Genomic DNA, 26979 nt, shown 5'->3' with positions numbered 1-26979 from the left:
CGTGACGAGCGTTGACGGGCCGACCGGGCCGACCCGGTCGGGGCAGGGCACCGATCCGACGTCGACCGGTGCCGCACCGGCCGGCACCACCCACACGCTGAGCGACCCGCCCCCCGTCGACGCGCCGGCCGCGCCGCACCCCCACCCGGCGGCGGGCGCGGGCGTCGACGGGTTGCCGCCCGGGTCCTGGCCGGCGGGGCCGCCGGTGGTGTGGCAGCCGCCCGAGCCGGACCGGCTCACCCGGTTCGTGCTCCGGCTGCACGCCCGTTCGCCGCGCTGGGCGGCACCGCTGGCCGCGCTCGGCTGCGTCGCCGCCGGCATGGGGTACGCGCTGGTCAGCGAGCCGACCACCAGCGACCCGGACGCCGCGCCGAGTTGCCTGCTCAAGCTGACCACCGGGCTGGACTGTCCGGGCTGCGGGGGCACCCGCGCGCTGTGGTACCTGCTGCACGCCGACCTGCCGGCCGCCGCCCGCCACCACGCCGTGTTCGTCTTCGCGGTGCCCTTCCTGGCCTACCTCTTCGTCGCCTGGGCGGGTCGGCAGGCGTTCGGGTGGCGGCTGCCCGAACTGCGGCTCAGCTCCCCGGTGATCGGCGGATTCCTCGCCGTCTGGATGGCCTTCTCGGTGCTGCGCAACCTGCCCTGGGCACCGTTCACCGCGCTGTACGTCTGACCGGCCGGGGCCGGGTGGGAGACGTTGGCCACCCGCCGCCGCCCCCGGCCGGAACTGTCCATGATCTCGCTGGTCAGCGCGGTGGCCCGAGTTTCCCCGCAGCCCACCGGGCCACTACAGTCGCAGGAATGCCGGAGATGGTGCAGCCCCAGGTGCAGTTGATCGCGTGGACCCAGTTCCAGGCCCCCGACGGCGTGCCGTGGTCGACCGACGCCGAGGGCGGCCAGGCGCTCGCCGAGTTCGCCGGCCGGGCCTGCTACCAGAGCTGGAAGAAGCCGAACCCGGCGACCGCCACCAACGCCGGCTACCTGGCGCACATCCTGGAGGTCGGGCACCTGTCGGTGCTGGAGCACGGCAGCGTGACGTTCTACTTCACCGGAGTGTCCCGCTCGTTCACCCACGAGCTGATCCGGCACCGGCACTTCTCCTACTCCCAGCTCTCCCAGCGTTACGTGCCGGAGCGGGACGCGGCGATGGTCGAGCCGGCGGTGATCGCCGACGACCCGGAGCTGCACAAGCGGTTCGTCGAGGCCGCCGAGGCCAGCGTCCGGGCGTACACCGAACTGCTGGAGGGGCTGGAGCAGCGGTTCGCCGACGAGCCCAACCCGACGCTGCGTCGCAAGCAGGCCCGGCAGGCGGCCCGGGCGGTGCTGCCCAACGCCACCGAGACGCGGATCGTGGTCACCGGCAACTACCGCGCCTGGCGGCACTTCATCGGGATGCGGGCCACCGAACACGCCGACGTGGAGATCCGCGAGCTGGCCGTGGAGTGCCTGCGGCAGCTCCGGCAGGTGGCCCCGAACGTGTTCGCCGACTTCGTCGTCAGCACCCTGCCGGACGGCACAGAGGTGGCGACGAGCCCGCACGCACAGCTGTCCTGAGCCCTTCCCCACCGGACGTCCGGTGCTCGTCCGCTAGGTTGTGAGCATGACGCACGACCACCCTGCCGCCCCCGACCGGGGCCTGTCGCGCCCGTTCGGGCGACTGCTCACCGCGATGGCGACCCCGTTCACCGCCGACGGCTCCCTCGATCTCGACGGGGCCGTCCGGCTGGCGACCTACCTCGTCGACGAGCAGGGCAACGACGCGCTGGTGCTCAACGGCACCACCGGCGAGTCGCCGACCACCTCGGACGCGGAGAAGGAGACGCTGATCCGCGCGGTGGTCGAGGCGATCGGTGACCGGGCGCAGATCGTGGCCGGCGTGGGCACCAACGACACCCGGCACACCATCGAGCTGGCCGCCGCGGCCGAGAAGGCCGGCGCGCACGGCCTGCTGGTGGTGACCCCGTACTACAGCAGGCCGCCGCAGCGGGGGCTGGTGGCGCACTTCACCGCGGTCGCCGACGGCACCGGCCTGCCGATCATGATGTACGACATCCCGCACCGCGCCGGGGTGCCGATCGAGACCGAGACGCTGGTGCGGCTCGCCGCGCACGAGCGGATCGTCGCGGTCAAGGACGCCAAGGGCGACCTGACCGCCACCGGCTGGGTGACCAGCCGCACCGACCTCGCCTTCTACAGTGGCGAGGACTCGCTCACCCTGCCCACCCTGGCGGTCGGCGGGGTCGGGCTGGTCGGCACGTCGACCCACTTCACCGGCGCGCTCGCCAAGCAGATGATCGAGGCGTACGACGCGGGTGACACCGGCACGGCGCTGGCCCTGCACCGGCGGCTGCTGCCGCTGTTCACCGGGATCTTCCGCAGCCCGGGCACCATTCTGGTGAAGGCGGGCCTGAACGTGCTGGGCCTGCCCGCCGGCCCGGTGCGTCCGCCGCTGGTGGACGCCACCGACGACGAACTGGCCCTGCTGCGCGCGGACTGCGCGGCGGCGGGCCTGGACCTGCCCGAATGATCGAACGACACGACGGACGCCGGGTTACGGCGTCGCAGAATGAGGTGGACGCGTGACCGAGGCGCAATTCGAGGGTGAACTTCCCCCGCCGCTGCCCGAGGGCGGGCTGCGGATCATCCCGCTCGGCGGACTCGGTGCCATCGGCCGGAACATGACCGTCTTCGAGTACGACGGCAAGCTGCTGATCGTCGACTGCGGGGTGCTCTTCCCCGACGTGGAGCAGCCCGGGGTGGACCTGATCCTGCCCGACTTCGGGCCGATCCTGGACCGGCTGGCCGACGTGCAGGCGATCGTGCTGACCCACGGTCACGAGGACCACATCGGCGCGGTGCCGTACCTGCTCGCCCACAAGCCGGACATCCCCCTGGTCGGCTCCCAGTTCACCCTCGCCCTGGTCGAGGCGAAGCTGGCCGAGCGGCGCATCCAGCCCTACACGCTGACCGTGCGGGAGGGCGGCCGGGAGCGGCTGGGCCCGTTCGAGTGCGAGTTCTTCGCGGTCAACCACTCGATCCCGGACGCCCTCGCGGTGGCCGTGCGTACCCCGGCCGGCCTGGTGCTGCACACCGGTGACTTCAAGATGGACCAGCTCCCGCTGGACGGCCGGATCACCGACCTTGCCGGCTTCGCCCGGCTCGGCGCGGAGGGCGTCGACCTGCTGCTGTCGGACTCCACCAACGCCGAGATCCCCGGTTTCGTCACCCCGGAGCGGGAGATCGGGCCGGTGCTCGACTCGATCTTCGCGAAGGCGAAGGGGCGGATCATCGTCGCCTCGTTCGCCTCGCACGTGCACCGGGTGCAGCAGGTCTTCGACTCGGCGCTGGAGCACGGCCGCAAGGTGGCGCTGATCGGCCGGTCGATGGTCCGCAACATGGGCATCGCCCGCGACCTCGGCCTGCTCAACATCCCGGCCGGTCTGGTGATCGGCATCGAGGAGGCCACCACGCTGCCGCCCGACCAGATCGTGCTGATGTCCACCGGTTCGCAGGGCGAGCCGATGAGCGCCCTGGGCCGGATGGCCAGCGGCGACCACCGGCACATCACCATCGCCCCCGGCGACACGGTCGTGCTCGCCTCGTCGCTGGTCCCCGGCAACGAGACCTCGGTCTACCGGGTGATCAACCGGCTGGCCCGGGCCGGCGCGGTGGTGGTGCACAAGGACGTCGCCAAGGTGCACGTCTCCGGGCACGCCCCGGCCGGTGAACTGCTCTACCTGCTCAACGTGGTGCGCCCGAGCAACCTGATGCCGGTGCACGGCGAGTGGCGGCACCTGCGGGCGCACGCCCGGCTCGGCATCGAGTCCGGCGTCGCCCCGGACCGGGTGGTGATCTGCGAGGACGGCGACGTCGTCGACCTGGTCGAGGGCCGGGCCAGCGTGGTCGGGCACGTGAAGAGCCGCTACGTCTACGTCGACGGCCTGGCCGTGGGTGACGTCAGCGAGTCGCTGCTCACCGAGCGGCGGATCCTCGGTGACGGCGGTTTCATCGCCACCACCGTCGTCGTCGACTCGGTCACCGGCAAGGTGGTCGCCGGCCCGACCCTGTCGGCGAAGGGCTTCTCCGAGGACCCGGCCGCGTTCAACCCGGTGATCCCGCTGGTCACCGAGGCGCTGAACCGGGCCGCCGCGGACGGCATCACCGACCCGCACCAGCTCCAGCAGATCGTCCGGCGCACCGTCGGGCGCTGGGTCAACGACGCGTACCGCCGCCGCCCGATGATCGTCCCGACCGTCGTCGAGGTCTGAACGGGTTCCCCACCGGGACGCTGCGGGCCGGCCACCGTCGTCACGACGGTGGCCGGCCCGTTCGCGCGGTCGGCTCAGCGGTGGCGCAGGGTGGCCACGATCAGGTTGGGGTCGGTCGCGGTGACGTAGGCGGCGCTGGCCACCAGGACCGTGTGCCCGCGTACGGCCACCGAGGTGGGGTTCTGGAGCCCGTCGGCACCGGTCAGCAGGGTCCGGGTCCGCCCGTCGTGGTCGATGCCGACCACCGTGTTGGGCCCGTTGAGGGCGGCGACGACCCGGCCGTCGGGGGTGAACGCGAAGTCGTCGATGCCGACCAGCCCGGTCGCCCTGACCTCGACGGCTCCCGGGCGGCCCTGCCGCAGCGGAATCCGCAGCAGGGTGCCCTGGTCCAGGTTGGTCACCCAGACCGCGCCGCCACGCACCTTGACGCCGTTGACGCCGAGGAAGCCCGTCGCGGCGAGGGCGGACGCCGACGACCAGACCCGGGCCGGGCCGCCGGCCAGCGGCACCGTGGAGACGGTGCCGAGCACCGAGTCGGTCAGGTAGAACGTCCGGCCGGCCGGGTCGAGAGCCAGCCCGTTCGGCAGCCCGGTGGCGGGCAGCGCGGCGATCCGCCGGGGCGGCTGACCGGGCGTCAGCCGGTAGAGGCCGGTGCCGGCGGCGTCGCCGCTGGCGTACAGGAAGTACAGGGTGCCGTCGCCGGTCCGGACGATCCCGGTGGTCAGGGCGAAGCCGAGCACCGGGGTGTGCACACCACCGTCGGCGGGGGCGGGCAGGGTGGCCAGCACCCGGGTCCGGCCCGCCGGTTCGACGGCGACGACCTGCCGGGCCGCCGCGAAGGTGAGGTAGGCGGTGCCGTCCGGGGCCCACGCGATGTTCTCCGGGAGCTGCCCCGTCGTCGGGTCGAAGTGGACCGCGATCCGGGCCGGCAGGGTCGACGGGCCGGAGGTGGCGGCCGGGACGCTTCCCGCCGGGCCGGCCACCGCCGGTGCCGGGTGCGTCGCCGGTGCGGCCAGGACGCCGACTGCCGCGACGGCCACCGCGAGGGTACGGATTCTTCTGCGCATGGTTCGTCCTTCGTGGGTGCGCGGACCCGCCGAGCGGGTCCGGTTGCGGGCACGGACGACCGGACGCCCCGGTCGGAGCGCCGTCGTCGCGTGGTGTGGCGCGGCGTCGGACCGCACCGGACGACGGTGTCCGGCGGTGGGCCGCCGCAGCGGGAGGGGACGCCGGCACCTGTGTCGCCGGAAGCGGGAGTGGAGGGTCAGCCGCGCTCGGGCAGGGGTTGCCGGGCGGTGGCGCGGCCGGTGACCGCGGCGTGCACCAGCAGGGTCATCGCCGCCTGCGACGGGGAACCCGGTGCGGTGGTGGCGACGACGACCGTCTGGTCGTCCTCGGTGCGCAGGCTCTGCTGGGTGACGGTCAGCGCGCCGACCAGCGGGTGCCGCATCTCGTACGCGGCGGTGCCGCCGGCCTTGACCCGGTGGTCGGCCCACCGGGCGGCGAACTCGGGGCTGCCCACCGCGAGTTCGCCGACCAGCGTGGCCAGCAGCGGGTCCGTCGGGTGCTGCCCGGAGGTCATCCGCAGGGTCGCCACCACGGCCCGTGCCTTGGCCGGCCAGTCGACGTACAGGTCACGGGTGTGCGCGTCGAGGAAGACCAGCCGGGCCATGTTGGGCCGCCGGTCCGGCCGGTCCACCGCGTCGGGTTCCAGGTGACCGGCGAACAGGGCGTGCCCGGCGGTGTTCCAGGCCAGCACGTCGAGCCGGCGGCCGAGCACCAGCACGGGCACGTCCCCGAGGGCGGCGACGAGCTGGTGTACGGCGGCGTCGACCCGTTCCGGCGGGGGCCGGCGGACGGCCGGGCGGCGGGGGCCGGCGGCCAGCCCGGACAGGTGGCGGCGTTCCGCGGCGTCGAGCCGCAGCGCCCGGCTGAGCGCGTCCAGCACCTCGGGTGAGGCGTTCGTGGCCTGCCCCTGCTCCAGCCGGGCGTAGTACGAGGCACTCACCCCGGCCAGCAGGGCCAGTTCCTCCCGGCGCAGCCCCGGCACCCGCCGTCGGCCGCCGTAGGTGGGCACCCCGGCCTCCTCCGGGCTGAGCCGGGAGCGTCGCGAGCGGAGGAACTCGCCGAGCTGTCGTTGCGCCTGCATGGCTCCCAGTATTGGCGGCGGCCACCCGGCCAACCACACCCTGCGGGGGATAGGCAGGACGGAGATCGGGTGACCAGGCGGTCACCGTACGTCGATAACTGCGGTTCGGCTCATCCGAACGGTGGCCGCCTCCGTACCTCCGTCCGGCGGGCGTACCCCGCGTCGGCCGGGAGGAGCATGACGGATGGACCGCAGACGGATGACAGCGATCGGCGTCGTGCTGGCGGCAGCGGGACTGACGGCGGCGGTGACCCTGCCGTCGTTCGCCGGCGACCAGGGCACGCCACGCGCCGGGGGGCCCGACGCCCGCGCGGCCGGCGGACCGGCCCCCGAGGTGGTGGACGCGCTCAGCCGCGACCTGCGGATCAGCCGGGACCAGGCGGTCCGGCGGTTGACCGCCGAGCAGCAGGCCGCCGCCCGGTTGACCGGGCTGCGGGCGGCCCTCGGCAACGACTACGGCGGGGCCTGGCTCAGCGGCGACGGGTCCACCCTGAACGTGGCGGTCGCCGACCCCGCCCAGGCCGACCGGGTCCGGGCCGCCGGTGCGGTGCCCAAGCCGGTCGAGCGCGCGGTCGGCGAGCTGGACGCGGCGAAGACCCGGCTCGACGCGGTGGGCGGGCAGGCGTCCCCGGCCATCACCGGCTGGTACGTCGACGTCGCCACCAACTCGGTGGTGGTGCTCGCCCAGCCGGGTGCCGAGGCGCGGGCCCGCCGGTGGGCGGCGGGCAGCGGGGCCCCGGCGGACGCGGTGCGGGTCACCACCTCCCGGGAGCAGCCGCGCCCGCTGTTCGACCTGGTCGGCGGCGACCCGTTCTTTATCAACGACGTCGGGCGCTGCTCGATCGGCTTCTCCGTGGTGGGCGGGTTCGTCACCGCCGGGCACTGCGGCCGGGTCGGTGACCGCACCACCGGGTTCAACCAGGCCCGGCAGGGGGTGTTCGCGGCGTCGTCGTTCCCCCGTGACGACTGGGCGTTCGTGCGGACCAACGGCCAGTGGACCCCGCAGGGGGTGGTCAGCGACTTCAACGGCGGCACGGTGCCGGTCAACGGCTCCACCGAGGTGCCGCCCGGCGCGTCGATCTGCCGTTCCGGCTCCACCACCGGGGCCCGGTGCGGCGTCGTCCAGGCCCGCAACGCCACCGTCAACTACCCGGAGGGGACGGTGACCGGCCTGACCCGGACCGACGTCTGCGCCGAACCGGGCGACTCCGGTGGCTCGTGGATCGCCGGCGACCAGGCGCAGGGGGTCACCTCCGGCGGCTCCGGTGACTGCACCGTCGGCGGCGTCACGTTCTTCCAGCCGGTCAACGAGATCCTCCAGCGCAACAACCTGACCCTGGTCACCGCCGACGGCGGCCAGCAGGGGACCCGACGCGGTCGCTGAGCACCCCGGTACCGCGGCCCCCGACCTCCACCGCCCGGAGGTCGGGGGCCGCTCCCGTGTCCGGGACGGCGGCGGTCAGGGCAGGGCGGCGACCGCGTCGGCGTACGCGACGCCGGTGCTCACCGCCGCGTCGACCAGGATGCCGAGCTGCGCCGGGGCCACCCCGTACGCCAGGTCGGTGGTGACGTCGCCGGCCAGCACCAGCTCACCGCCGGGCAGCTCGTGGACGTACGCCTTCGGCAGCAGCCGGTCGTGGTTCCACGCGTTGCAGAACTCGTACGCCTCGGCGAGCCGGCCCGCCGCCAGCCGCCGGGCCGCCACCACCCGGGCGTGCAGGATCTCCCCGTCCCGGCCCAGCAGGCGGAACTGCACGACCGCCTCGTCCCAGCGGCCGACCACCACCGGACCGGCGTCGACGGCGTACACGTCGCCCCGGGTGTCCAGCACGGCGGTGAGCTGCGCCAGGCTCAGCGGGGCCGGCTCCTCGGCGGAGGGCAGGAACGGCTCGTCGGCCGGGTCGTCGACGCCGTCCGGCTCCGGCAGCGGCACCGGCGTGGCGGTCGGCCGTTCGGCCAGCCAGGCGGCGATCCGGCCGGCGTGGTGCCCGGTGCCGTTGCGCGCGTCGAAGCTGCCCGCCAGCCGGGTCGCCTCGGCCAGCAGGTCGGTGCCGAGGGTCGCCACGTCCGGGTCGGCGGCGGGCCGGTCGGCGTGACCGGGACGGCGGACCCGGCGGGCGTCCCGGCCGGACTCGGCGGCGAGTGCGCAGACCAGCGCCCCGGCGGCGGCGAACTCCATCGCCGACAGGTCGTCGTAGGGGTGGTCCAGCCGGGGCAACTGCTCGGCGAGGAGGTCCAGCGCCCGGTCCGGGTGCCCGGCCAGCGCGCAGAACCGCAACTGCGCGGCCAGGTACGGCAACGCGGCCCGTTCCCGCCGGTGCCGTCGGTACGCCCGCAGGTGCGCCGTCGCGGCCTGGCCGGCCGCCCCGGTGCGCAGCCACGGCAGCAACCCCACCGCGAGGGCCCGTTCCGGCTGGTCGGTGCAGTCGGCGTCGAGCGCGGGGCGCAGCGCCTCCAACGCGCCCCGGTCGTCCCCCCACCCGGCGAGCAGTTCGGCGCGGCGTACCGCCAGGCAGGCGGGGCAGCCGCCCTCCGGGTCCGGCGCGGCGGCCGTCCAGCTGTCGTACCACCGGCGGGCGGTGGGCTCGTCGCCGGTGTGGTCGGCGAGCCGGCACCGCAGCTGGGCGACCACGCCGGCGTCCGCGCCGACCCGGCGGGCCAGCGCGTCGAGGAGGGTGTACGCCTGGTCCAGCCCGATCCGGGGGGTGCCGATCGCGGCCTCCACCGCCTGGCGCAGGTGCCGCCGCAGCAGCTCCGCGTCGCCGGGGCGGGCGTCGAGCAGTTCCGGGGACCGGTCCACGGCGGCCAGCAGGCGGCGTACCGGCTCGATGATCCGCCACCGTCCACCGTGCCGCAGGTACGCCGCCACCAGCGCGAACCGGGCGTCCAGGCCGGAGTGCGGGTCGCCCAGCGCGTCGGCGCGGGCGGCGATCCGGTCGAGTTCGGCCAGCCGGGCCTCCCCGTCGGGCAGGTCCCCGGCGTCGGCGAACGCGGCGGCCAGGCCCGGGTCGCGCGGCGCGGGCGGCCCGTCCGCCCCGGGACGGAACCCGCCGGTCATCCGGGCGTCCGGCCGGGTAGCTGGCCGACGGCGGCGGCGAGCTGGCAGCCGGCGGTGATGCCGCAGTCGAGCAACCGGTCGAGCTGGTGCGGGGTGACCCCGCGTTCCAGGTCGGTGATCACCTTGCCGCAGACCTGGGCCCGGCCGTCGTCGTCGACGTGCACGAACGCCTTCGGCCAGAACCGTTCGTGGTTCCACGCGTTGCAGAAGGCGTAGAGCGCCGGCACGTGCTCGATGTCGAAGGTCGCCGCCGCCAGGGTGCGGACCTGGAGCAGCTCGCCGTGGCCGCCCTGGCGCAGGAACCAGATCAGGCTGTCGTCCCAGCGGCCGACGAGGTCCCCGTCGCCGTCGGCGACGACGACGTACCCCCGGGTGCCCAGCACGGCGGCCACCAGGTCGGTGGTCAGCGGACGCAGGGCCTGCGGGTGACCCGCGAGGGGGTCGGGACGGTCCGCGAAAGCAGGCGACGCCATCGGGCATCCCTTCTGAGGCGAATAACACGTCTGCGGGCGTGGTCCGTGCTGCGACGCGCGGACACGACCCGGAAAAGCGGCGATCTGCCGGGTAACGCCGTTACGGTGACTCTATGGCGGGCCGTACCTCTCAGGCGAGCCGGCGACGCGGCGCGTCGCCGCGTGGCACCACGAACAGTCGTGCCCGTCAGCCGGCGAAGAAGACCACCCGGGCGGCGGCCCGGCGGCGGCCGGCCCCCCGGCCCGCTCCGGCGGCCTACGTGGGCCGGGCCGTCGGGGCACTGTGGATGGGCCTGGCGCACGGGGTCGGCTGGGGCTTCCGGGCCGCCGGCCGGCAGGCCGCCTCGGCCCGGGAGCTGGACCCGGAGCACCGCCGCGACGGTGCCGGCCTGCTGCTGTTCGGGCTGGCCATCCTCAGCGCGGTGGCGATCTGGTTCTCCGGTGCCGGCCCGTTCGGCGCGCGCCTGGCCGACACCGTGCGCCTGTTCCTGGGCGCGATCGCGGTGGTGGTGCCGGTGCTGCTGATGATCGGCGCCTGGCGGCTGATGCGGACCCCGGTGGACCCGGAGCACCGGGGCCGGGGCCTGGTCGGCTGGGGTTCCATGCTGGTCGCCACGGCGGCGATGCTGCACATCGGACAGAATCCGGTCGACCCGGTGCAGCGTGACTACGCCGGTGGTCTCGTCGGCGCCGGCATCGGCGACCTGCTGGAGCGGGCGGTGACCGCCTGGGTGGCCATGCCGCTGCTGATCCTGCTGCTCGTCTTCGGCCTGCTGGTGGTGACCGCCACCCCGATCAACAAGATCCCGGAGCGGCTCGGCCTGCTCGCCGGCACGCTGGTCGCCCCGCCCGAGGCCCCGGCGCAGGAGGAGGCGGAGCCGACGGAGGCCGTCGCGAAGCCGGCCCGTAAACGCCCGGCCCGCAAGGCCGCGCCCCCGCCGCCCGACCCCGACGACTTCGACGACGTCGGCCCCGAGGTCGACCTCCAGGAGACGATCGTGCTGCCCCGCCGGCCGGCGAGCCGGGTGCCGGCCAGCCGCAAGCCGGTGGAGCCGCCGGAGCACTCCGCCCCGCCCACCCGCGCCGAGCAGCTCGCGTTGACCGGGCTTGCCGGCGACTACGTGCTGCCGCCGGCCAACATGCTCACCGGTGGCGCGGCCCCGAAGACCCGCAGCAAGGCCAACGACGAGGTGATCGCCGCGCTGACCGGCGTCTTCGACCAGTTCGGGGTGGACGCCGAGGTCACCGGCTTCACCCGGGGCCCCACCGTCACCCGCTACGAGGTCGAGCTGGGCCACGGGGTCAAGGTCGAGCGGATCACCCAGCTCTCCCGCAACATCGCGTACGCGGTGAAGTCGCCCGACGTGCGCATCCTCAGCCCCATCCCGGGCAAGAGCGCGGTCGGGGTGGAGATCCCCAACACCGACCCGGAGAACGTCGCGCTCGGTGACGTGCTGCGGTCCCGGGCCGCGACCAGCGACCACCATCCGATGGTGGTGGCCCTCGGCAAGGACATCGAGGGCGGCTTCGTGGTGGCCAACCTCGCGAAGATGCCGCACATCCTGATCGCCGGGGCCACCGGCGCGGGCAAGTCGAGCTGCCTCAACACCCTGCTGGTGTCGATCCTGACCCGGGCCACGCCGGACGAGGTGCGGCTGCTGCTGATCGACCCCAAGCGGGTCGAGATGACCGGCTACGAGGGCATCCCGCACCTGGTCACCCCGATCGTGACCAACGCCAAGAAGGCGGCCGACTCGCTGGAGTGGGTCGTCCGCGAGATGGACATGCGTTACGACGACCTCGCCGCCAACGGGGTCCGGCACATCGACGACTTCAACCGCAAGGTGCGCAACGGCGAGATCAAGGCCCCGCCGGGCAGCGAGCGGGAGATGCGGCCGTACCCGTACCTGCTGGTGATCGTGGACGAGCTGGCCGACCTGATGATGGTCGCCCCGCGCGACGTGGAGGACTCGGTCGTCCGGATCACCCAGTTGGCCCGCGCCGCCGGCATCCACCTGGTGCTGGCCACCCAGCGGCCGAGCGTCGACGTGGTGACCGGCCTGATCAAGGCGAACGTGCCGTCCCGGCTGGCGTTCGCCACCTCGTCGCTTGCCGACTCCCGGGTCATCCTCGACCAGCCGGGCGCGGAGAAGCTGCTCGGTCGGGGCGACGGGCTGTTCCTGCCGATGGGTGCGTCGAAACCGGTCCGCATCCAGGGCGCCTGGGTGACCGAACGTGAGATCGCCGACGTGGTGAAGTTCTGCAAGGACCAGCGTGAGCCGGAGTTCCGCTCCGACGTGCTGGCCCCGGCGCAGGACAGCAAGAAGAAGATCGACGAGGACATCGGCGACGACCTGGACCTGCTGGTGCAGGCGGTGGAGCTGGTGGTGACCTCGCAGTTCGGTTCGACCTCGATGCTCCAGCGCAAGCTGCGGGTCGGCTTCGCCAAGGCGGGCCGGCTGATGGACCTGATGGAGACCCGGGGGGTGGTCGGCCCGTCCGAGGGTTCCAAGGCCCGCGACGTGCTGGTCAAGCCGGACGAGCTGGAAGAGGTGCTGGTCGGCCTGCGCGGCGACGTGGACTGACCCGACGGGCGCGCCGGTGGGGGCGTAGACCCCCCGACCGGGCCGGGACGTGCGACGGGCCCGCCGGGAATCCGGCGGGCCCGTTCGCGCGGGTGCGTCTGGTCAGCTGTTCATCATGGCGCTGATCAGCACGAGGCTGAGGACGATGGCGGCCACGTTCGCCGCGGCGGCGTACCAGCCCAGCGGCTTGTCGCCGAGCACCGCGCCGACGATGCCGAGCGCCAGGCCGATGATGCCGAAGATGACCGGCGCGATCAGCAGCGCGACGACGGCGAAGACGAACGCCAGGATGGTGCAGATGCGGGCGGCGTTGGTACGCGGGCGGGCGGGGGCGTGGATGTCGGCCATGACGTCCTCCGTGGTCGGGGGCCTGAGTGCTGTGTTGATCGATCACTACCCACACCGGACGGAAACTACGCACCGGGCTGCCCGCCTGCGTGTCGGCGCGGGAATTCCGATCGATCCGGGGCCCGCCGGTGTGGCAGGGTCACCCGATGCCGGCATCCCGTCGTGACCTGTTGCGGTCGCAGTTCGATCTGACCTGGTCCTTGTTCGAGTACCACCTGCAACGCCTGGAGCCGGCGGACCTGCTCTGGGAGCCGGTGCCGCACTGCTGGACGGTGCGCCCGGCCGCCGACGGCGGGTGGGTGCCGGACTGGGCGGACGTCGAGCCCGACCCGGTCCCGGTGCCGACGATCGGCTGGATCACCTGGCACATCGGCTGGTGGTGGACGGTCGCTGCCGACCACGCGCGGGGGCGCAGGCCGCGGGAGCGTACCGAGATCGGCTGGCCCGGTGACCGGGACCGGACGGTGGCGTGGCTGGGTGACCTGCGTGCCGCGTGGTTGGCGGTGTTCGACCAGCTCGGCGACGCCGACCTCGATGCGACCGCGTCGTTCCCGTGGCGGGACGACCCCGCGTACACCGTCGCCCACATGGTCGCCTGGGTGAACGCCGAGCTGATGAAGAACGTCGCCGAGGTCGGCCAACTCCGGTTGCTGCGTTGTGCGCGGGCGGTCCACCCCGACCCGTCGGGTGGTTCCCGGGGTTCCTCAGTGGAAGAGCTTGAGGCCGACCACGCCGGCCACCACCAGCAGCAGGCTGAGTAGCCGGGGCAGGCTCGTCGACTCGCCGAGGGCGACCATGCCGACCACGGCGGTGCCGACCGCCCCGATGCCGACCCAGACCGCGTAGCCGGTGCCGACGGGGATGTCGCGCAGCGCGTACGCCAGGCCGGCCATGCTGGCGACCAGGGTGACCGCGAAGACGGTGGAGGGCAGTGGCCGGGTGAACCCGGCGCTGCGGTCGAGGGAGACCGCCCACGCGGTCTCCAGGAGTCCGGAGAGCACCAGCACGATCCAGGCCATCGGGCATCACCTCGGGGGTGCGGGTCCCGGGCCGTCGGCCGGGGACGAGTCGGTTCGGTACGGGGCGTCTTGGCCTGACCGGGTACGCCCGCGACTCGTCCGGGGTGGCCGCGCGGGCCACCACGACCGACGCTAGCACCGCCGGCCGGCGGGGTGGGGTGATCCTCCCCACCGCACCTTGAGCTGAAGTCAGCTTCAGGTTGCAGCATGGGGAGCATGACGCTGCTCTTCGACGACCGGCAGGTCGCCGCCACCCTGGACGCGCCGACCACCGTCGCGGCGATGCGGGACGCGCTGCTGGCCGCCCACGCCGGCCGGCTCGTCGCCCCGCCCCGGGCGTCCGCACCGCTGGCCGGCGGGCGGATGGTGCTCACCGCCGGGCAGCTCACCGACGAGTGGTACGGCTTCCGCTCCTACGACACCCTCGGCCACCCGGCCGGCGAGCAGCTCGTGGTGCTGCACGACGCCCGGACGGGGGCGGTACGGGCCATCGCCGTCGGCGCGGAGCTGGGCTCCCGGCGTACCGGCGGACTGGGCGCGGTGGCGGTCGACGCACTGGCCCGCCCGGACGCCGCCACCCTGGGCGTGATCGGCTCGGGCGGGCAGGCGTGGACGCAGGTGTGGGCGACCGCCGCCGTCCGGCCGCTGCGCGAGGTGACCGTGCACAGCCGCTCGGCGGCCCGCCGGGAGGCGTTCGCCGCCCGGGTCCGCGCGGAGCTGGGGATACCCGCCCGCGCCGTCGGCTCCGCCGCCGAGGCGGTCCGTGACCGGGACGTGGTGGTGCTCGCCACCACCAGCGTCACCCCGGTGCTGTCCGCCGCCGACCTCGCCCCGGGCACCCACGTCAACACCGTCGGCTTCAAGCAGGTGCACCGGCACGAGTTCGGCACCGACCTGCTCGACGCCGCCGACGTGCTGGTCACCGACTCGCCGGCCCAGGCGGCGGCGTACGACCCCCCGATGGTGACCGCCGTCGGGCCGTACCCGGGCAGGTTGCGGGACCTGGGAGCGGTGCTGGCCGGCGCGGTCCCCGGCCGGACCGGCGCGGACCAGGTGTCGGTGTTCTGCTCCACCGGCCTGGCCGGCACCGAGGTCGCCCTGCTGGACCGGCTGGTCCGGGTGGGCGCGGCGGCCGTCTGACCACCACCTGCGGGCGGCCGGGGAGGTGAACCGGCCGACACCGCACGCCGCCGTCGGTCGGGCCCGCGACGTCGCCCGGTACCCTCGGATGGTGTCCGCCACCCCCACGCCTGACAACGCCGGCCCGGCCCGCCCGACGCCGAGCCGCGACCCGGAGCCGTCGCCTGCCGACGGCCGCCGGGTCGCCCTGCTGACCCTGGGCTGCGCCCGCAACGAGGTCGACTCGGAGGAGTTGGCCGCCCGGCTGCACGCCGACGGCTGGCAGGTCACCACCGACGGCGAGGGTGCCGACGTGGTGGTCGTCAACACCTGCGGGTTCGTGGAGAAGGCCAAGCAGGACTCGATCCAGACCCTGCTCGCCGCCGCCGACACCGGGGCGAAGGTGGTCGCCGCCGGCTGCATGGCCGAGCGGTACGGCCGGGAGCTGGCCGACAGCCTCCCCGAGGCGCAGGCGGTGCTCAGCTTCGACGACTACCCCGACATCGCCGCCCGGCTCGACGCGGTGCTGGCCGGCGAGACGGTCGACGCGCACACCCCCCGGGACCGCCGCGAGCTGCTGCCGCTGACCCCGGTCGCCCGGCGGGAGTCGGCGGTGTCGCTGCCCGGCCACGGCACCCCGGCCCGAGTCGCGCCGGAGACCGACGAGCACACCCCGGCGCACCTGCGGCAGGTGCTGCGCCGCCGGCTCGACACCGGCCCGGTGGCCTCGCTGAAGCTGGCCAGCGGCTGCGACCGGCGGTGCGCGTTCTGCGCGATCCCCGCGTTCCGGGGCGCGTTCGTCTCGCGTACCCCCGACGAGCTGCTCGCCGAGGCGGAGTGGCTGGCCAAGACCGGCGTCCGCGAGCTGGTGCTGGTCAGCGAGAACTCGACGTCGTACGGCAAGGACCTGGGCGACCCGCGGGCGTTGGAGAAGCTACTGCCGCAGCTCGCCGCGATCGACGGCATCGTCCGGGTGCGGGCCAGCTACCTCCAGCCCGCCGAGACCCGCCCCGGCCTGGTCGAGGCGATCGCCACCACCCCCGGCGTGGCCCCCTACTTCGACCTGTCGTTCCAGCACTCCAGCGAGCCGGTGCTGCGCCGGATGCGCCGGTTCGGCTCCACCGACCGGTTCCTGGAGCTGCTGGCGAGCGCCCGCGCCCTGGCCCCGGAGGCGGGCGCGCGGAGCAACTTCATCGTCGGTTTCCCCGGCGAGACCCGGCAGGACGTGGCCGAGCTGACCCGCTTCCTGACCGAGGCGCGGCTGGACGCGATCGGCGTGTTCGACTACAGCGACGAGGACGGCACCGAGGCCGCCGGGCTGCCCGGCAAGCTCTCCGCCGCCACCGTCAAGCGCCGCTACGACCGGCTCGCCGCGCTCGCCGACGAGTTGTGCTCGCAGCGGGCCGAGGAACGCCTCGGCAGCACCGTCGAGGTGCTTGTCGACACGGTCGACGACGGTGTGGTGGAGGGCCGGGCGGCGCACCAGGCCCCCGAGGTCGACGGCTCGACCACCCTGGTCGCCCCGGTCGGCGGCGGGGTCGACCTGGCCGCGTTGCGCCCCGGCGACCTGGTCCGGGCCACGGTCACCGCGACCGAGGGCGTCGACCTGGTCGCCGTGCCGGATGAGATGATCTCGGCGGCGCCCGGCGCGGAACGGTGACGGTGGGCCCGGACGGAGCGGGGGAGCCAGGTGGGGCGGTGCCAGGTGGGCCTCGACGGCCGGAGCGGGGCGCGGCGGTGACCGGGGCGGCGGAGTCCGCGCCGCCGGTGGCCCGGGTGCCGGTGCTCAACGCGGCCAACGGCCTGACCCTGCTGCGGCTGGTGCTGGTGCCGGTCTTCGCCGCGTCGGTGGTCGCCTCCGGCATGACCCACACCGGGTGGCGGATCGCCGCCTGCCTGATCTTCGCGTTCGCCTCGATGACCGACCTGGTGGACGGCTGGATCGCCCGCCGCTTCGGCCTGGTCACCTCGGTCGGCAAGGTGGCCGACCCGATCGCCGACAAGGCGCTCACCGGTGCCGCCCTGGTGCTGCTCTCCGTCTACGACCGGCTGCCCTGGTGGGTGACGGTGCTGATCCTCGTCCGCGAGCTGGGCATCACCGGGCTGCGGTTCTGGGTGATCCGGCACGGCGTGATCGCCGCCAGCCGGGGCGGCAAGCTCAAGACGGCGCTGCAGATCCTGGCCATCGCCTGGTACCTGTGGCCGATGCCGGCCGCCCTCGCCGCCGTCGGCCCGTGGATCATGGCCGCCGCCGTGCTGGTCACCGTGGTCACCGGCTTCGACTACGTCGCCCAGGCCCTGCGCCTGCGCCGCCCCCGGCCCTGACCGGCCCGTACCGCTCCCGCTGAACCGCCGCACCGGAATCCCGGGGCGGCGGGACGGCTGTCCCTGCCGGGCGGGACGCCCCGCCCCGCAGAGTCGTCACCGCACCGGCCCCCTGCGGCCCGGTGCGGCGTCGGCCCGGCCGGGTCGACGCCCGGTGACGGCGGGCGGGGTTGCGCCCGGTGGCGGGAGGAGCAGCGGTGGGGACAGCGACGAGACATGCCCGGGGACGGTCCCCGGGCGGCGGATGGCGCAGCCGCCGGCTGTGGGCGGCGGGCCTCACGGCGGTGCTGGCGGTCACCATGCACCAGACCCCGGCCCGCGCCGCCGACCCGGTGCCGTTCGACGAGCAGGCGGTGCACGGGGCGCTGTTCGGGGCGGTGGTGCAGCTACGCGACGCCGGGGCGGCCGGGCTGAAGGACGCCCTGCTCACGGCCGAGCTGCTGGACTGGCGTACCGGCCAGCCGGGTGCCGACGCGACGCAGGTGGCGGGGCACGTGGCCACCACCCGGGCGGTCGCCGACGCGGCGGTCGGCGACGCACGGGCCGAGGACCGGTCCCGGTTCGCGGTGGCGATGGCGGTGCTGGCCCGGCTCGGCGAGTCCAGCGGCGCGGTGACCACCGGCCCGGCGGTGCGGGCGTTCCTGGCCAGCACGGTCGGCGCGGAGGGCGCGAACGTGGTGCCGGACGCGTTGAACCTGGTCCGGGGCGGCTACCAGGACGCGGCGTGGAACGCCCGTTCCCGGGACCTGGTCCAGGACACCTGGCGGGAGCTGCACCGCCGGGCCGCCACCGACGACGCGCTGGCCACCGGCTGGGACAGCGCGTTCGCCGGGCGCACCGGCACCGGGGTGCGTACCCCGGTCGACGGGTTGCTTGCCGCCCGCATCCACGAGCCGCGCGCCGACGGCAACACCGGCACCCTGGGCTACTACGTGCCGCTGTCCGCGATCCGCGACGTCCGCGGTGACCCGACCGCCTTCAAGGCGCTGGTGCAGGAGCGGGCGTACGCGACGCTGAAGGTGCTCGACACCGACGGCAACAACCGGATCACCGAGGTGGTCGGCTACGCCAACACGTACCCGCTCAACCAGGACCCGAAGCCCAGCCAGGCGGTCATCGACGCGGAGAAGGCGAAGACCGAGTCGAACCGCAAGATCTTCGAGGGTCTCGGGTCTACCGTCACGGTGCTGTCCACCCTGGTCGGCTTCGTCGACAAGAAGTTCGGCAAGCAGTTGGAGACCATCGGCAAGGCCGTGGTGACCTCGGTGACCGCGATCAACACGTACGTGACGACGGTGCTCGGGCAGGGGCTGACCATGGCCGCGACGGCGATGGGCACGGCGGTGCTGACCGGTAACCTGCTCGGCGCGGCGGTGAGCCTGATCGGCCTGTTCGCCGGGGGCGGTGACCCGAACGCCGCGATCCAGGCGGAGATCGGCAAGCTGCGCCAGCAGATCGACCGGCTGGCCAAGGGGATCGACAAGCGGTTCGACCGGATCGAGTCGGCGCTCAAGGAGATGTACGCCGGGCTGGTCGCCCAGCTCGACGCGCTCACCAAGGGCCTCGACGAGGTACGCGCCAACCTGGGCCGGATCGCCACCCAGTTGCAGACCATCGAACGCAAGGTCGACTCGATGGCGCTCGCCACCCACGTGGCCCTGGAGAACATCGCCAAGAGCCAGCTCAACCAGGTGATCACCACGTACGTGCACCACAAGGAGATCACCGGGCAGCCGATCCCGGACTACCTGGGCACCTACTTCCCGAAGGCCGAGTCGCCGACCTTCACCTTCGCCACCGTCAACGCCGCCGACGAGGGCACCTTCACCGCGCCGGCCGGCACCAGCCTCGCCGACCCGGTCAGCGTGCTCGACACCCACCTGCCCGCCGGCTCGATCAACTACCTCGGCCAGTGGGCGCGTAACCGGGTCGGCGGCACCTGGACCGTCGGCCCGGTCGCCAACGCCGCCGCCTGGTCCACCGCCGCCCGGGTCTACAACATCCTGCAACTGGAGAACCCGCAGTTCGCCGCCCAGGTGGCCGCCGGGCGGGGCGACGCCGTCGCCGAGGCCGGACGGACCATCAACGAGCGGGTCCGGCAGTTCAGCCAGCCGACCGCCGACGGCGGCACCAACCCGTTGTTCACCGCGCTGATGGCCGACTACCGCACCGCCGTCGCCAACTGGAACGCCCAGGTGGAGAACGTCCGCAAGGCGGTGGTCTGGAACGGCAGCGACACCCTGCCGGTGCACGACATGTGGGGCAGCCCGGACCAGGAACTCCCGGCGGCGAACCGGATTCCCGAGACCGAGTCGATCGGCGGGTGCGGCGCGAGCCGGGTCAGCCGGCCGATCCCGTCGACGGTGCGCCGCAGCAACCTGCCCAACGCGTTCCACCTGGCCCGCCACGCCATGCCGCCGGGACACGCCCCGGAGTTCTCCACCTGCTACGACGCGAACTTCGTCAACGTGGAGGAGCACGAGGGACCCCGGTTCCAGACCACCACCGGCGATCTCCAGATCACCCTGCGGTCGCGGGTGAAGTGGGCCGGCGGGGACTGGCAGGAGGTGCAGACCGCCACCCGCGTGTTCCCCATCGGCACGTTCTGCTCGTGGGACGTCCGTTCCCCGATCCCGCAGGGCTACTGCTACGACGAGAACAAGTACCTCACCGATCGGTGGCCGGGGACGTACAAGCCGGCGTTCGAGTCGGCGGCGATCCCGGTCGTCGCCACCCAGGCGACGTCCGCCCGCACCAGGGCCGCCGCGATGCTGTCCGGCCGGCAGAAGTACTTCTACCGGGTGATGCGGGCCGGCACCGGGCCGAACCCGCCGAGCAGCGACACCTGGGAGGTGTCCCGGGTGCTCTGGCAGAAGGGCAAGGCGGTCGCGGACGCGTTGCGGCTGTTGCAGGCGTACACCGAACTGGGCTGGGGCACCGCGCTGGAACTCGACGACAGCCTCGCCGGCCTGCTCTTCGGCGGCCAGGGGTTGCCCGCCGACTACACCCGGCCGCGCAGCGACGGCGACCAGTCGGCCCACCAGCACCTGCGCAACGCGATGACGCAGGCGGTGGACAACTACGCCGACTGCGTCCAGACGTTCGACTGGAACCCGTGCGACGGGGAGCGGTCGGGCTTCGACCCGCTGCGTGACCAGGGTCAGTACGGCGCCGGCTGCGTCCAGGCCAGCGTGCCGGACAAGCCGCGCGACCCGCTGAGCGCCTGCCTGGCCAGCGCGGCGTTCGTCCGGGTCGGGCAGCTCGGCCAGCGGTACGACCACTGGTCGTCCCGGGTGCGTTCCGGCGGGCACACCGAGGGACTGCCGGAGGTGACCGCGGCGACCGACATGACCCGGGCGACCACGGTGAGCGTGCACCCGGCGGGCTGACCGCCTCCGGGCGTGCCGACCGGGAAGGGTCCCGTCGGCCCGAGCGGGTGGGACCCTTCCCCCGCCCGCCGGGCCGGCCGGGACCCTTCCCCCGCGTCGCTGGCCCCGTCGCCGTCGTAGGCGCTTCCCCCGGGTCACCGGGCGGGGTCGCCGTCCGATCGGTCCCGCCGGGTCGGGACATCCGACCCGGGTCGGCGGGACAGCCGGCGGGTGACGATGACTCGACCGTCCACCCCGCCGGCCCGCCCGGCGGTGCCACTGTGGACGGTCGACCACCTACGCTGCGGCGGACGGGTGCCGGGGGACCGGCCCCGCCGTCCGCGTACGGCACCCGAGGAGTGATCATGACCCTGACCGCTGGCGACGACCGACGGATCGTGCTGATCGCGGCCGACGACACGTTCTGCCACGTCTACCAGGACCTGTCCGACCTGCTGTCGACCGCCGACCACGGCGAGAAGCTCGCCGGGGCCGTCGAGTTCTTCGACGTCACCGGAAGGCGGCTGCACCCCGTCTTCTCCGCCGACTGGCGGCTGGAGGCCCTCGACGCCGGCACCGCCCCGGCGCAGCCCGAGGCCGTCCGGCAGCGGTTGACCGCGGTGCTCGCCCACGTGGCGCAGTACGTCCGCAGCCACCCGGACGTGCTCACCCGCTCCCGGATCACGCTGGAGCAGGCGCTGGCCCAACTGCCCCGCCTGGACGGCCCCGACCTGCCGCACGAGATCGGCACCCTGCCCGACCACCTCGAACACGACACCGGCAACTGGCTGCACAACGCGATGCACGCCGCCGGCTGGGCCGACTGACCGATCCCACCACCGACCGACACCCCGGAGGGCCTGCCGTGCCGTCGCCCATCGCCGCGCTGTCCCCGTCCCGCCGGGTCCTGGCCGGGGTGGGCCTGGTCGTCGCCGGGCTCGTCCTGGCCGGCCAGTGGTGGTACCCGCAGCCGGCGGCGCTCGGGCCGGCGGCGCTGACCGGCACGATCGCCGTCGCGTTCACCGCGCTCGGCGCGCTGGTGCTCGCCGGGCTGCCCGGTCACCCGGTCGGCCGGCTGATGCTGGCCGCCGGACTCGTCGCCGGGACGGCGGTGCTGGCGTTGAGCTGGCCGGCCCTCACCCCCGTGGCCTGGCTGGGCCAGTGGCTCTGGTGGCCGCCGTACGGGCTGATCTTCCTGGCCCTGCTGGTCTTCCCGGACGGCCGGCTGCCGGGCCGGCGCTTCCGGCCGGTCGCGGTCGGGCTGGTGGTCACCACGGCGGTGGTGGCCGTGGCGCTGGCGGTGGCCGCGACCAGCGACCCCCGGGGCCTGCTGCTGTCCGCGACGACGGCCACCGACCCGACCGCGCGACTGCTGGTGCGGGTCGCCCTGCTGACCGTCGGGGTGGAGTTGCTGCTGGTGGTCGCCGTGCTGGTGGCGCTCGCCCGACGCTGGCGGCGGGCCGTCGGCGAGGCCCGCCAGCAGCTCGCCTGCCTGCTGGCCGCCGGGGCGCTGTTCCTGCTCGGTTTCCTGCTGGACTGGCTCAACCTGTCCGGCGCGTGGGTGCTGATGGTGATCGCGATCCCGGGCGCGATGACGCTGGCGGTGCTCCGCTACCGGCTCTACGGCCTGGAACAGGTGATCAACCGCACCCTGGTCTGGCTGGTGATGAGCCTGCTGGTGATCGCCGCGTTCGTCGGGGTGGTCACCCTGCTGCGGGACCTCGTGCTGCGCGGGGACACCTCGAACGCCTCGCTGGTGGCCACCGGCCTGATCGCGGTGACCTTCGAACCGCTGCGGCGGCGGGTGCAGCGCGGGGTGAACCGGCTGCTCTACGGCGACCGTGACGAGCCGTACGCGGTGCTGGCCCGCCTCGGTGACCTGCTGGAGCGTACGGTCCAACCGGAGGCGGTGCTGCCGCTGCTGACCGGCACCATCGCCCGCTCGCTCCAGGTGCCGTACGTGGCGGTGGAACTCGGCGGGGAGCATGCCGACGACGGGCGGCCCACCCGGGTGCACGCCGCGCACGGCCGGGCCACCACCGCGCTGGAACGCTTCGACATGGTGACCCACGGCGAGTGGGTGGGGCGGCTGGTGGTGGCCCGGCGGGCAGCGGGCACCCGGTTCACCCCGGTCGAGCGGCGGCTGCTCAGCGACGTCGCGCTGCACGCCTCGGTGGCCGCCGCGACCGCCCGGCTGATCCGCGACCTGCGCGACTCCCGGGAGCGCCTGGTGACCGCCCGGGAGGAGGAACGCCGCCGGCTGCGCCGGGACCTGCACGACGGGCTCGGGCCGACCCTGGCCGGCATGTCGATGCAGGTACGCGCGGCCCGCAAGCTCGCCGCCGTCGACCAGGCCCGGCTGGCCCGCATCCTCGACGGGCTCGCCGACGACCTGCTCACCTGCACCGGCGAGGTACGCCAACTGGTCGACCAGCTCCGCCCGGCGGCCCTGGACCGGGGGTTGGAGTCGGCGCTGCGGGCCGAGTGCCAGCGCTTCGACGGCCCGACCCTGACCGTACGGCTGAGCGTGGCGGACCCGCTGCACGGGCTGCCGGCGGCGGTGGAGGTGGCGGCGTACCGGATCGTCGGCGAGGCGCTGGCCAACACGGCCCGGCACGCCGGAGCGACCTGCTGCGACGTGGTGGTGCGCCGGGGTCGGGCGCTGGTCGTGGAGGTGTCCGACGACGGCACCGGCATCGTCGCCCGCCGGCCCGGCGGCGTCGGGCTGGACTCGATCCGGGAGCGGGCCGCCGAGCTGGGCGGCGGCAGCGACATCGTCGACCGGGACCCGCACGGCACCCTGATCCGGGTCCGGCTGCCCCTGCCCCCACCCACCCCGTCCCCGCCCGCTTCCGCCCCGCCCGCTTCCGGTGATCAAGAGGTTTGCGTCAGAATCCGCCCGGAGGATGACGCGAACCTCTTGATCACCGAAGATGCCCCGCCGGGCACCGAGGGGCCACGGGTGGTCACCGAGGGGCCCGGATGATCATCGAGGGCTGCGGGGCGGCGGGGGTGGAGGACGGCGCCGCGGGAGGGGGAGGACAGTGACGGGCGAGGGGACTCGTGGCGGGGCGGTCCGGGTGCTGATCGTGGACGACCACCCGGTGGTCCGCCGGGGCCTGCGGACCATGCTGGAGGGCGAGCCCTGGGTCGACGGCGTGCTGGAGGCCGCCACCTGCGCCGAGGCGATCGGCATCGCGTCGACCGAACCGGTCGGTGTGGTCGCGATGGACGTGGCGCTGCCGGACGGCGACGGCGTGGAGGCGACCCGGCGGATCGTGCAGGGCCGGCCGGAGATCCGGGTGCTGATGGTGACCATGACCGACGACGAGGACGTGGTCGGCCGGGCGTTACGGGCCGGCGCCCGGGGCTACGTGCTCAAGGACACCGACCCGGACGTGATCGTCGACGCGCTGCGGACGGTGGCCGGCGGCGGGCTCGTCCTCGGCCCCCGGGTCGGCCCGCAGGTGCTGACCAGCCTGCGTCGCCAGCCGGTCGAGCTGCCGCCCCCGTTCGACCGGCTCACCCCGCGCGAGCGGGACATCCTGCGCCGGCTGGCCGGCGGCGACACCAACGCCCGGATCGCCCGCCACTTCGGGCTCAGCGAGAAGACCGTCCGCAACCAGCTCTCGGCCGTCTTCGCCAAGCTCGGGGTCGCCGACCGGGTCCAGGCCGCCCTGCTCGCCCGGGACGCCGGCCTCACCGGCTGACCCCGTCCCGGACGACGCCCGTCCGGGACGCCCGCCTCACCGGCTAGGCGGGAGCGGACCCGGCGATCGGTCGGGCCGGTATGAGTAGCAGGGTGACGTCGGGGAAGGAGGACGGCATGGGGACCGATGCGCAGCACGAACGACCCACAGGCAGCCCGGCGGCGGGCGTGGTGCACAGCCTGCACGAGCGGCGGCAGACCCTGGCCACCGTCGAGTCCCTGACCGGCGGGCTGCTGGCCGCCGCGATCGTGGAGATCGCCGGGGTGAGCGCCGTGTACCGGGGCGGGTTGGTGACCTACGCCACGGAACTCAAGGCGCGGCTGGCCGACGTACCCGAGGATCTGCTGGCCCAGCGCGGGCCGGTCGATCCGGACGTGGCCATCGCCCTGGCCGAGGGGGGCCGGCGGCGCTGCGCCGCCGACTGGGGGCTGGCCACCACCGGGGTGGCCGGTCCCGAGCCGCAGGACGGCAGACCGGTCGGTCTGGTCTATGTCGCGGTGGCCGGGCCGGGCGGCCCGGTGGTCCGCCAGCTCGACCTCGACGGGGGTCGGGACCACATCCGCGCGGCGGCGGTGATCGAGGCGTTACGCCTGCTCGCGACGCGTATCCACCGGGCCTTCCCGGAGCCCGGGCCGGGCCCGCGCCCCGGGCCGGCGGCGGGGGTCCCGCCGGCCGGCGCGGGTCGGCGCTGACCGGCGTTGTCCAGATCCGACAGGCGGGGTGGGATGTCGCCGGGCCGACCAACGGGTACGGTTGCGGGAAGGCTCCGGCGTACGGCGTCGGCGGCGGCGCGGTCCACCGCGTCCGGCGCGGGCGGCCATCCGCCCGGAGCGTGAAATCCCGTCAGGGGGAGGTGCGATGGTCCTGCTACGCCGGGTGATCGGTGACGCACTTCGGGCGCGCCGCCAGGGTCAGCACCGCACCCTGCGCGAGGTCTCCACCGCCGCCAACGTGAGCCTCGGTTACCTGTCCGAGATCGAACGCGGCCAGAAGGAACCCTCCAGCGAGCTGCTCGCCGCCATCTGCGATGCGCTCGGCGCCCGCCTGTCCGAGTTGCTGCGCGAGGTGAGCGACACCGTGGCGCTTGCCGAACAGTTGCCCGGCGTGCTCATGCCGGTGCAGGACGATCCGGCAGCCGCCGGTCCCGCCGCCGGCGTGCGCAAGGCCACCGGTCGGGGCGTGCGCCAGGTGACCACCGACGGTGCGGTCGCCGTCTCGGTCCGCCAGGACTCCCCACTCAAGGCCACCCTGCGCAGTGCCCGGGTCCGCCCGAGCGACCGCGACGTGGTCTGCGCCGCCTGACCCCGCCGTCCGTCCCGTGGCCGGGCTGGCCCACGCCGCGTAGTCTTGATCGCAGGCCGCCGGAGCACTCCCCACGGCACGAACGGCCCTGCTGGCGTCGGGCTGCGACGATGGGGGGCGCGTCGGGCGGGCCCGTCCGGCCCCGCTGTGGCCGAGGCGCAGCGACGCTACTGAGGGGATACCGCGGAGATGGCGAACCCGTTCGTCAAGGGCTGGAAGTACCTGATGGCGCTGTTCGGTGCCAAGATCGACGAGCACGCCGATCCGAAGGTGCAGATCCAGCAGGCCATCGAGGACGCGCAGCGTCAGCACCAGGCGCTGGTCCAGCAGGCGGCGGCGGTGATCGGCAACCAGCGGCAGCTGGAGATGAAGCTCTCCCGGCAGATGACCGAGGTCGAGCGGCTCCAGGGTAACGCCCGGCAGGCGCTGGTCCTCGCCGACCAGGCCCGCGCCAAGGGCGACGAGGTCGAGGCCGGCCGCTACGAGCAGTCCGCCCAGGTGCTCGCCACCCAGCTGGTCTCCGCCGAGCAGGCCACCGAGGACCTCAAGACCCTGCACGACCAGGCGCTCGGGGCCGCCGCGCAGGCCCGCCGCGCCGTCGAGAACAATTCGATGATCCTCCAGCAGAAGCTCGCCGAGCGCACCAAGCTGCTCAGCCAGCTCGAACAGGCCAAGATGCAGGAGAGCGTGGCCCGGTCGCTGGAGTCGATGTCGTCGATGACCGCACCGACCAACACCCCCTCGCTGGACGAGGTGCGGGACCGCATCGAGCGCCGCTACGCCAACGCCATGGGCCGCGCCGAGCTGGCCGGCAACTCCGTCGAGGGGCGGATGCTGGAGATCCAGAAGTCGACGCTGGACAGCGCCGGGTCGTCCCGGCTGGAGCAGATCCGGGCCAGCATGGCCGGCGACCAGCTCGGCAGCCGGCAGGAGCAGCCGTCGGTGCAGCAGCAGGCCCAGCCGGCCGCCCCGACGGCCGACCCGGCCGCCGCCGCCCGGCTGGACGAGATCCGGGCCAGCATGAGCCGCGACCGCGGCGTGGGGGACACCACCGCCGGCTGACCGCCGGCACGAGGAGGTACGGGTGGCCGACGAGCGAACGAGACACTTCCGTCGACTGGGCCGGTTGCGGCGCTCCGCCCGCCGGTGGAGCGTCCTGGCCGGTGGGCTCACCGGTGCGGCGGCGGTGCTGACCCCGTACGCCGGGCTGGGGCTGCCCGACGCGGCCTGGGCCGGCGCCGCGGGCAGCGCCGTC

The 26979-nt window shown here is 74.5% G+C and carries 23 protein-coding genes and 1 riboswitch; of the genes, 17 read left to right on the top strand and 6 right to left on the bottom strand.

Annotation, left to right across the window (positions count from 1 at the left end; all coding sequences use genetic code 11):
• Position 1 precedes the first annotated feature (1 nt).
• The 4 genes from H1A17_RS14650 (at position 2) to H1A17_RS14635 (ending at position 4268) form a co-directional block, all read left to right on the top strand.
• The gene (locus H1A17_RS14650; RefSeq protein ID WP_145918433.1) at positions 2-673 is read left to right on the top strand and encodes a DUF2752 domain-containing protein; all 672 of its coding nucleotides are present in this window, start codon (positions 2-4) and stop codon (positions 671-673) included.
• Positions 674-810: 137 nt separating this feature from the next.
• A complete protein-coding gene (thyX, locus tag H1A17_RS14645; protein ID WP_194822109.1) occupies positions 811-1554 on the top strand; it encodes an FAD-dependent thymidylate synthase in 744 nt (247 codons plus the stop codon).
• 46 nt (positions 1555-1600) lie between these two features.
• Positions 1601-2527 carry a 4-hydroxy-tetrahydrodipicolinate synthase gene (gene dapA, locus H1A17_RS14640; RefSeq protein WP_194822102.1) on the top strand — a complete coding sequence of 309 codons (927 nt, stop codon included), beginning with the start codon at positions 1601-1603 and terminating at the stop codon, positions 2525-2527.
• Between the two features lie 52 nt (positions 2528-2579).
• Positions 2580-4268 carry a ribonuclease J gene (locus H1A17_RS14635; protein WP_145918435.1) on the top strand — a complete coding sequence of 563 codons (1689 nt, stop codon included), beginning with the start codon at positions 2580-2582 and terminating at the stop codon, positions 4266-4268.
• 74 nt (positions 4269-4342) lie between these two features.
• Here H1A17_RS14635 and H1A17_RS14630 read toward each other — a convergent pair whose 3' ends face one another.
• Positions 4343-5335, bottom strand: a complete 993-nt coding sequence (locus H1A17_RS14630; RefSeq protein ID WP_145918436.1) for an SMP-30/gluconolactonase/LRE family protein — start codon at positions 5333-5335, stop codon at positions 4343-4345.
• Positions 5336-5532: 197 nt separating this feature from the next.
• Positions 5533-6417, bottom strand: a complete 885-nt coding sequence (locus H1A17_RS14625) for a helix-turn-helix domain-containing protein (protein WP_194822101.1) — start codon at positions 6415-6417, stop codon at positions 5533-5535.
• Between the two features lie 184 nt (positions 6418-6601).
• Here H1A17_RS14625 and H1A17_RS14620 point away from each other — a divergent pair, with 184 nt between their 5' ends.
• Positions 6602-7801: a S1 family peptidase gene (locus tag H1A17_RS14620; protein WP_194822100.1), complete on the top strand. Its 1200-nt coding sequence runs from the start codon at positions 6602-6604 to the stop codon at positions 7799-7801.
• 75 nt (positions 7802-7876) lie between these two features.
• On the opposite strand, the gene H1A17_RS14615 is transcribed toward H1A17_RS14620, so the two are convergent.
• Positions 7877-9475 (bottom strand): YbjN domain-containing protein, encoded by a 1599-nt coding sequence (locus H1A17_RS14615; RefSeq protein ID WP_194822099.1) that lies wholly within the window; start codon positions 9473-9475, stop codon positions 7877-7879.
• Positions 9472-9948, bottom strand: a complete 477-nt coding sequence (locus H1A17_RS14610; protein WP_194822098.1) for a YbjN domain-containing protein — start codon at positions 9946-9948, stop codon at positions 9472-9474. The genes H1A17_RS14615 and H1A17_RS14610 overlap by 4 nt, the downstream gene beginning before the upstream one ends.
• 113 nt (positions 9949-10061) lie before the next feature.
• Between H1A17_RS14610 and H1A17_RS14605 the strand changes: the two genes are divergently transcribed.
• The gene (locus H1A17_RS14605; RefSeq protein WP_194822097.1) at positions 10062-12533 is read left to right on the top strand and encodes a DNA translocase FtsK; all 2472 of its coding nucleotides are present in this window, start codon (positions 10062-10064) and stop codon (positions 12531-12533) included.
• A gap of 102 nt (positions 12534-12635) precedes the next feature.
• Here H1A17_RS14605 and H1A17_RS14600 read toward each other — a convergent pair whose 3' ends face one another.
• The gene (locus H1A17_RS14600) at positions 12636-12881 is read right to left on the bottom strand and encodes a hypothetical protein (RefSeq protein ID WP_088645592.1); all 246 of its coding nucleotides are present in this window, start codon (positions 12879-12881) and stop codon (positions 12636-12638) included.
• Between the two features lie 146 nt (positions 12882-13027).
• Between H1A17_RS14600 and H1A17_RS14595 the strand changes: the two genes are divergently transcribed.
• The gene (locus H1A17_RS14595; protein WP_145918442.1) at positions 13028-13642 is read left to right on the top strand and encodes a DinB family protein; all 615 of its coding nucleotides are present in this window, start codon (positions 13028-13030) and stop codon (positions 13640-13642) included.
• On the opposite strand, the gene H1A17_RS14590 is transcribed toward H1A17_RS14595, so the two are convergent.
• Positions 13586-13900, bottom strand: a complete 315-nt coding sequence (locus H1A17_RS14590; protein WP_145918443.1) for a multidrug efflux SMR transporter — start codon at positions 13898-13900, stop codon at positions 13586-13588. The genes H1A17_RS14595 and H1A17_RS14590 overlap by 57 nt on opposite strands.
• 58 nt (positions 13901-13958) lie before the next feature.
• A riboswitch (guanidine-III (ykkC-III) riboswitch) is annotated at positions 13959-14024 on the bottom strand.
• Positions 14025-14116: 92 nt separating this feature from the next.
• Here H1A17_RS14590 and H1A17_RS14585 point away from each other — a divergent pair.
• The 10 genes from H1A17_RS14585 (at position 14117) to H1A17_RS14540 (ending at position 26786) form a co-directional block, all read left to right on the top strand.
• Positions 14117-15040, top strand: coding sequence for an ornithine cyclodeaminase family protein (locus tag H1A17_RS14585; protein ID WP_194822096.1), 924 nt, complete (start codon positions 14117-14119; stop codon positions 15038-15040).
• Positions 15041-15128: 88 nt separating this feature from the next.
• The gene (gene rimO, locus H1A17_RS14580) at positions 15129-16679 is read left to right on the top strand and encodes a 30S ribosomal protein S12 methylthiotransferase RimO (protein WP_375372813.1); all 1551 of its coding nucleotides are present in this window, start codon (positions 15129-15131) and stop codon (positions 16677-16679) included.
• Positions 16680-16756: 77 nt separating this feature from the next.
• Positions 16757-17344 carry a CDP-diacylglycerol--glycerol-3-phosphate 3-phosphatidyltransferase gene (pgsA, locus tag H1A17_RS14575; protein WP_088645596.1) on the top strand — a complete coding sequence of 196 codons (588 nt, stop codon included), beginning with the start codon at positions 16757-16759 and terminating at the stop codon, positions 17342-17344.
• Positions 17345-17541: 197 nt separating this feature from the next.
• Positions 17542-20733 carry a hypothetical protein gene (locus tag H1A17_RS14570; RefSeq protein ID WP_194822095.1) on the top strand — a complete coding sequence of 1064 codons (3192 nt, stop codon included), beginning with the start codon at positions 17542-17544 and terminating at the stop codon, positions 20731-20733.
• Between the two features lie 344 nt (positions 20734-21077).
• Complete coding sequence (locus tag H1A17_RS14565) at positions 21078-21539, top strand: hypothetical protein (protein ID WP_145918446.1); 462 nt, start codon at positions 21078-21080, stop codon at positions 21537-21539.
• A 38-nt stretch (positions 21540-21577) separates the two neighbouring features.
• Positions 21578-23698 (top strand): histidine kinase, encoded by a 2121-nt coding sequence (locus H1A17_RS14560; RefSeq protein ID WP_240762678.1) that lies wholly within the window; start codon positions 21578-21580, stop codon positions 23696-23698.
• Positions 23699-23756: 58 nt separating this feature from the next.
• Positions 23757-24422 carry a response regulator transcription factor gene (locus H1A17_RS14555; RefSeq protein ID WP_240762680.1) on the top strand — a complete coding sequence of 222 codons (666 nt, stop codon included), beginning with the start codon at positions 23757-23759 and terminating at the stop codon, positions 24420-24422.
• Between the two features lie 116 nt (positions 24423-24538).
• Positions 24539-25114, top strand: coding sequence for a CinA family protein (locus H1A17_RS14550; RefSeq protein WP_145918448.1), 576 nt, complete (start codon positions 24539-24541; stop codon positions 25112-25114).
• 166 nt (positions 25115-25280) lie between these two features.
• Positions 25281-25724, top strand: coding sequence for a helix-turn-helix domain-containing protein (locus tag H1A17_RS14545; RefSeq protein ID WP_194822093.1), 444 nt, complete (start codon positions 25281-25283; stop codon positions 25722-25724).
• Between the two features lie 189 nt (positions 25725-25913).
• Complete coding sequence (locus H1A17_RS14540) at positions 25914-26786, top strand: PspA/IM30 family protein (protein ID WP_145918450.1); 873 nt, start codon at positions 25914-25916, stop codon at positions 26784-26786.
• The last annotated feature ends 193 nt before the right edge of the window (positions 26787-26979 follow it).

Source organism: Micromonospora sp. S-DT3-3-22 (assembly GCF_015354745.1).
GTDB lineage: Bacteria > Actinomycetota > Actinomycetes > Mycobacteriales > Micromonosporaceae > Micromonospora > Micromonospora wenchangensis.
The sequence above is the reverse complement of the archived record's forward strand: the minus strand, read 5'-3'. Positions and strand labels throughout refer to the sequence as shown.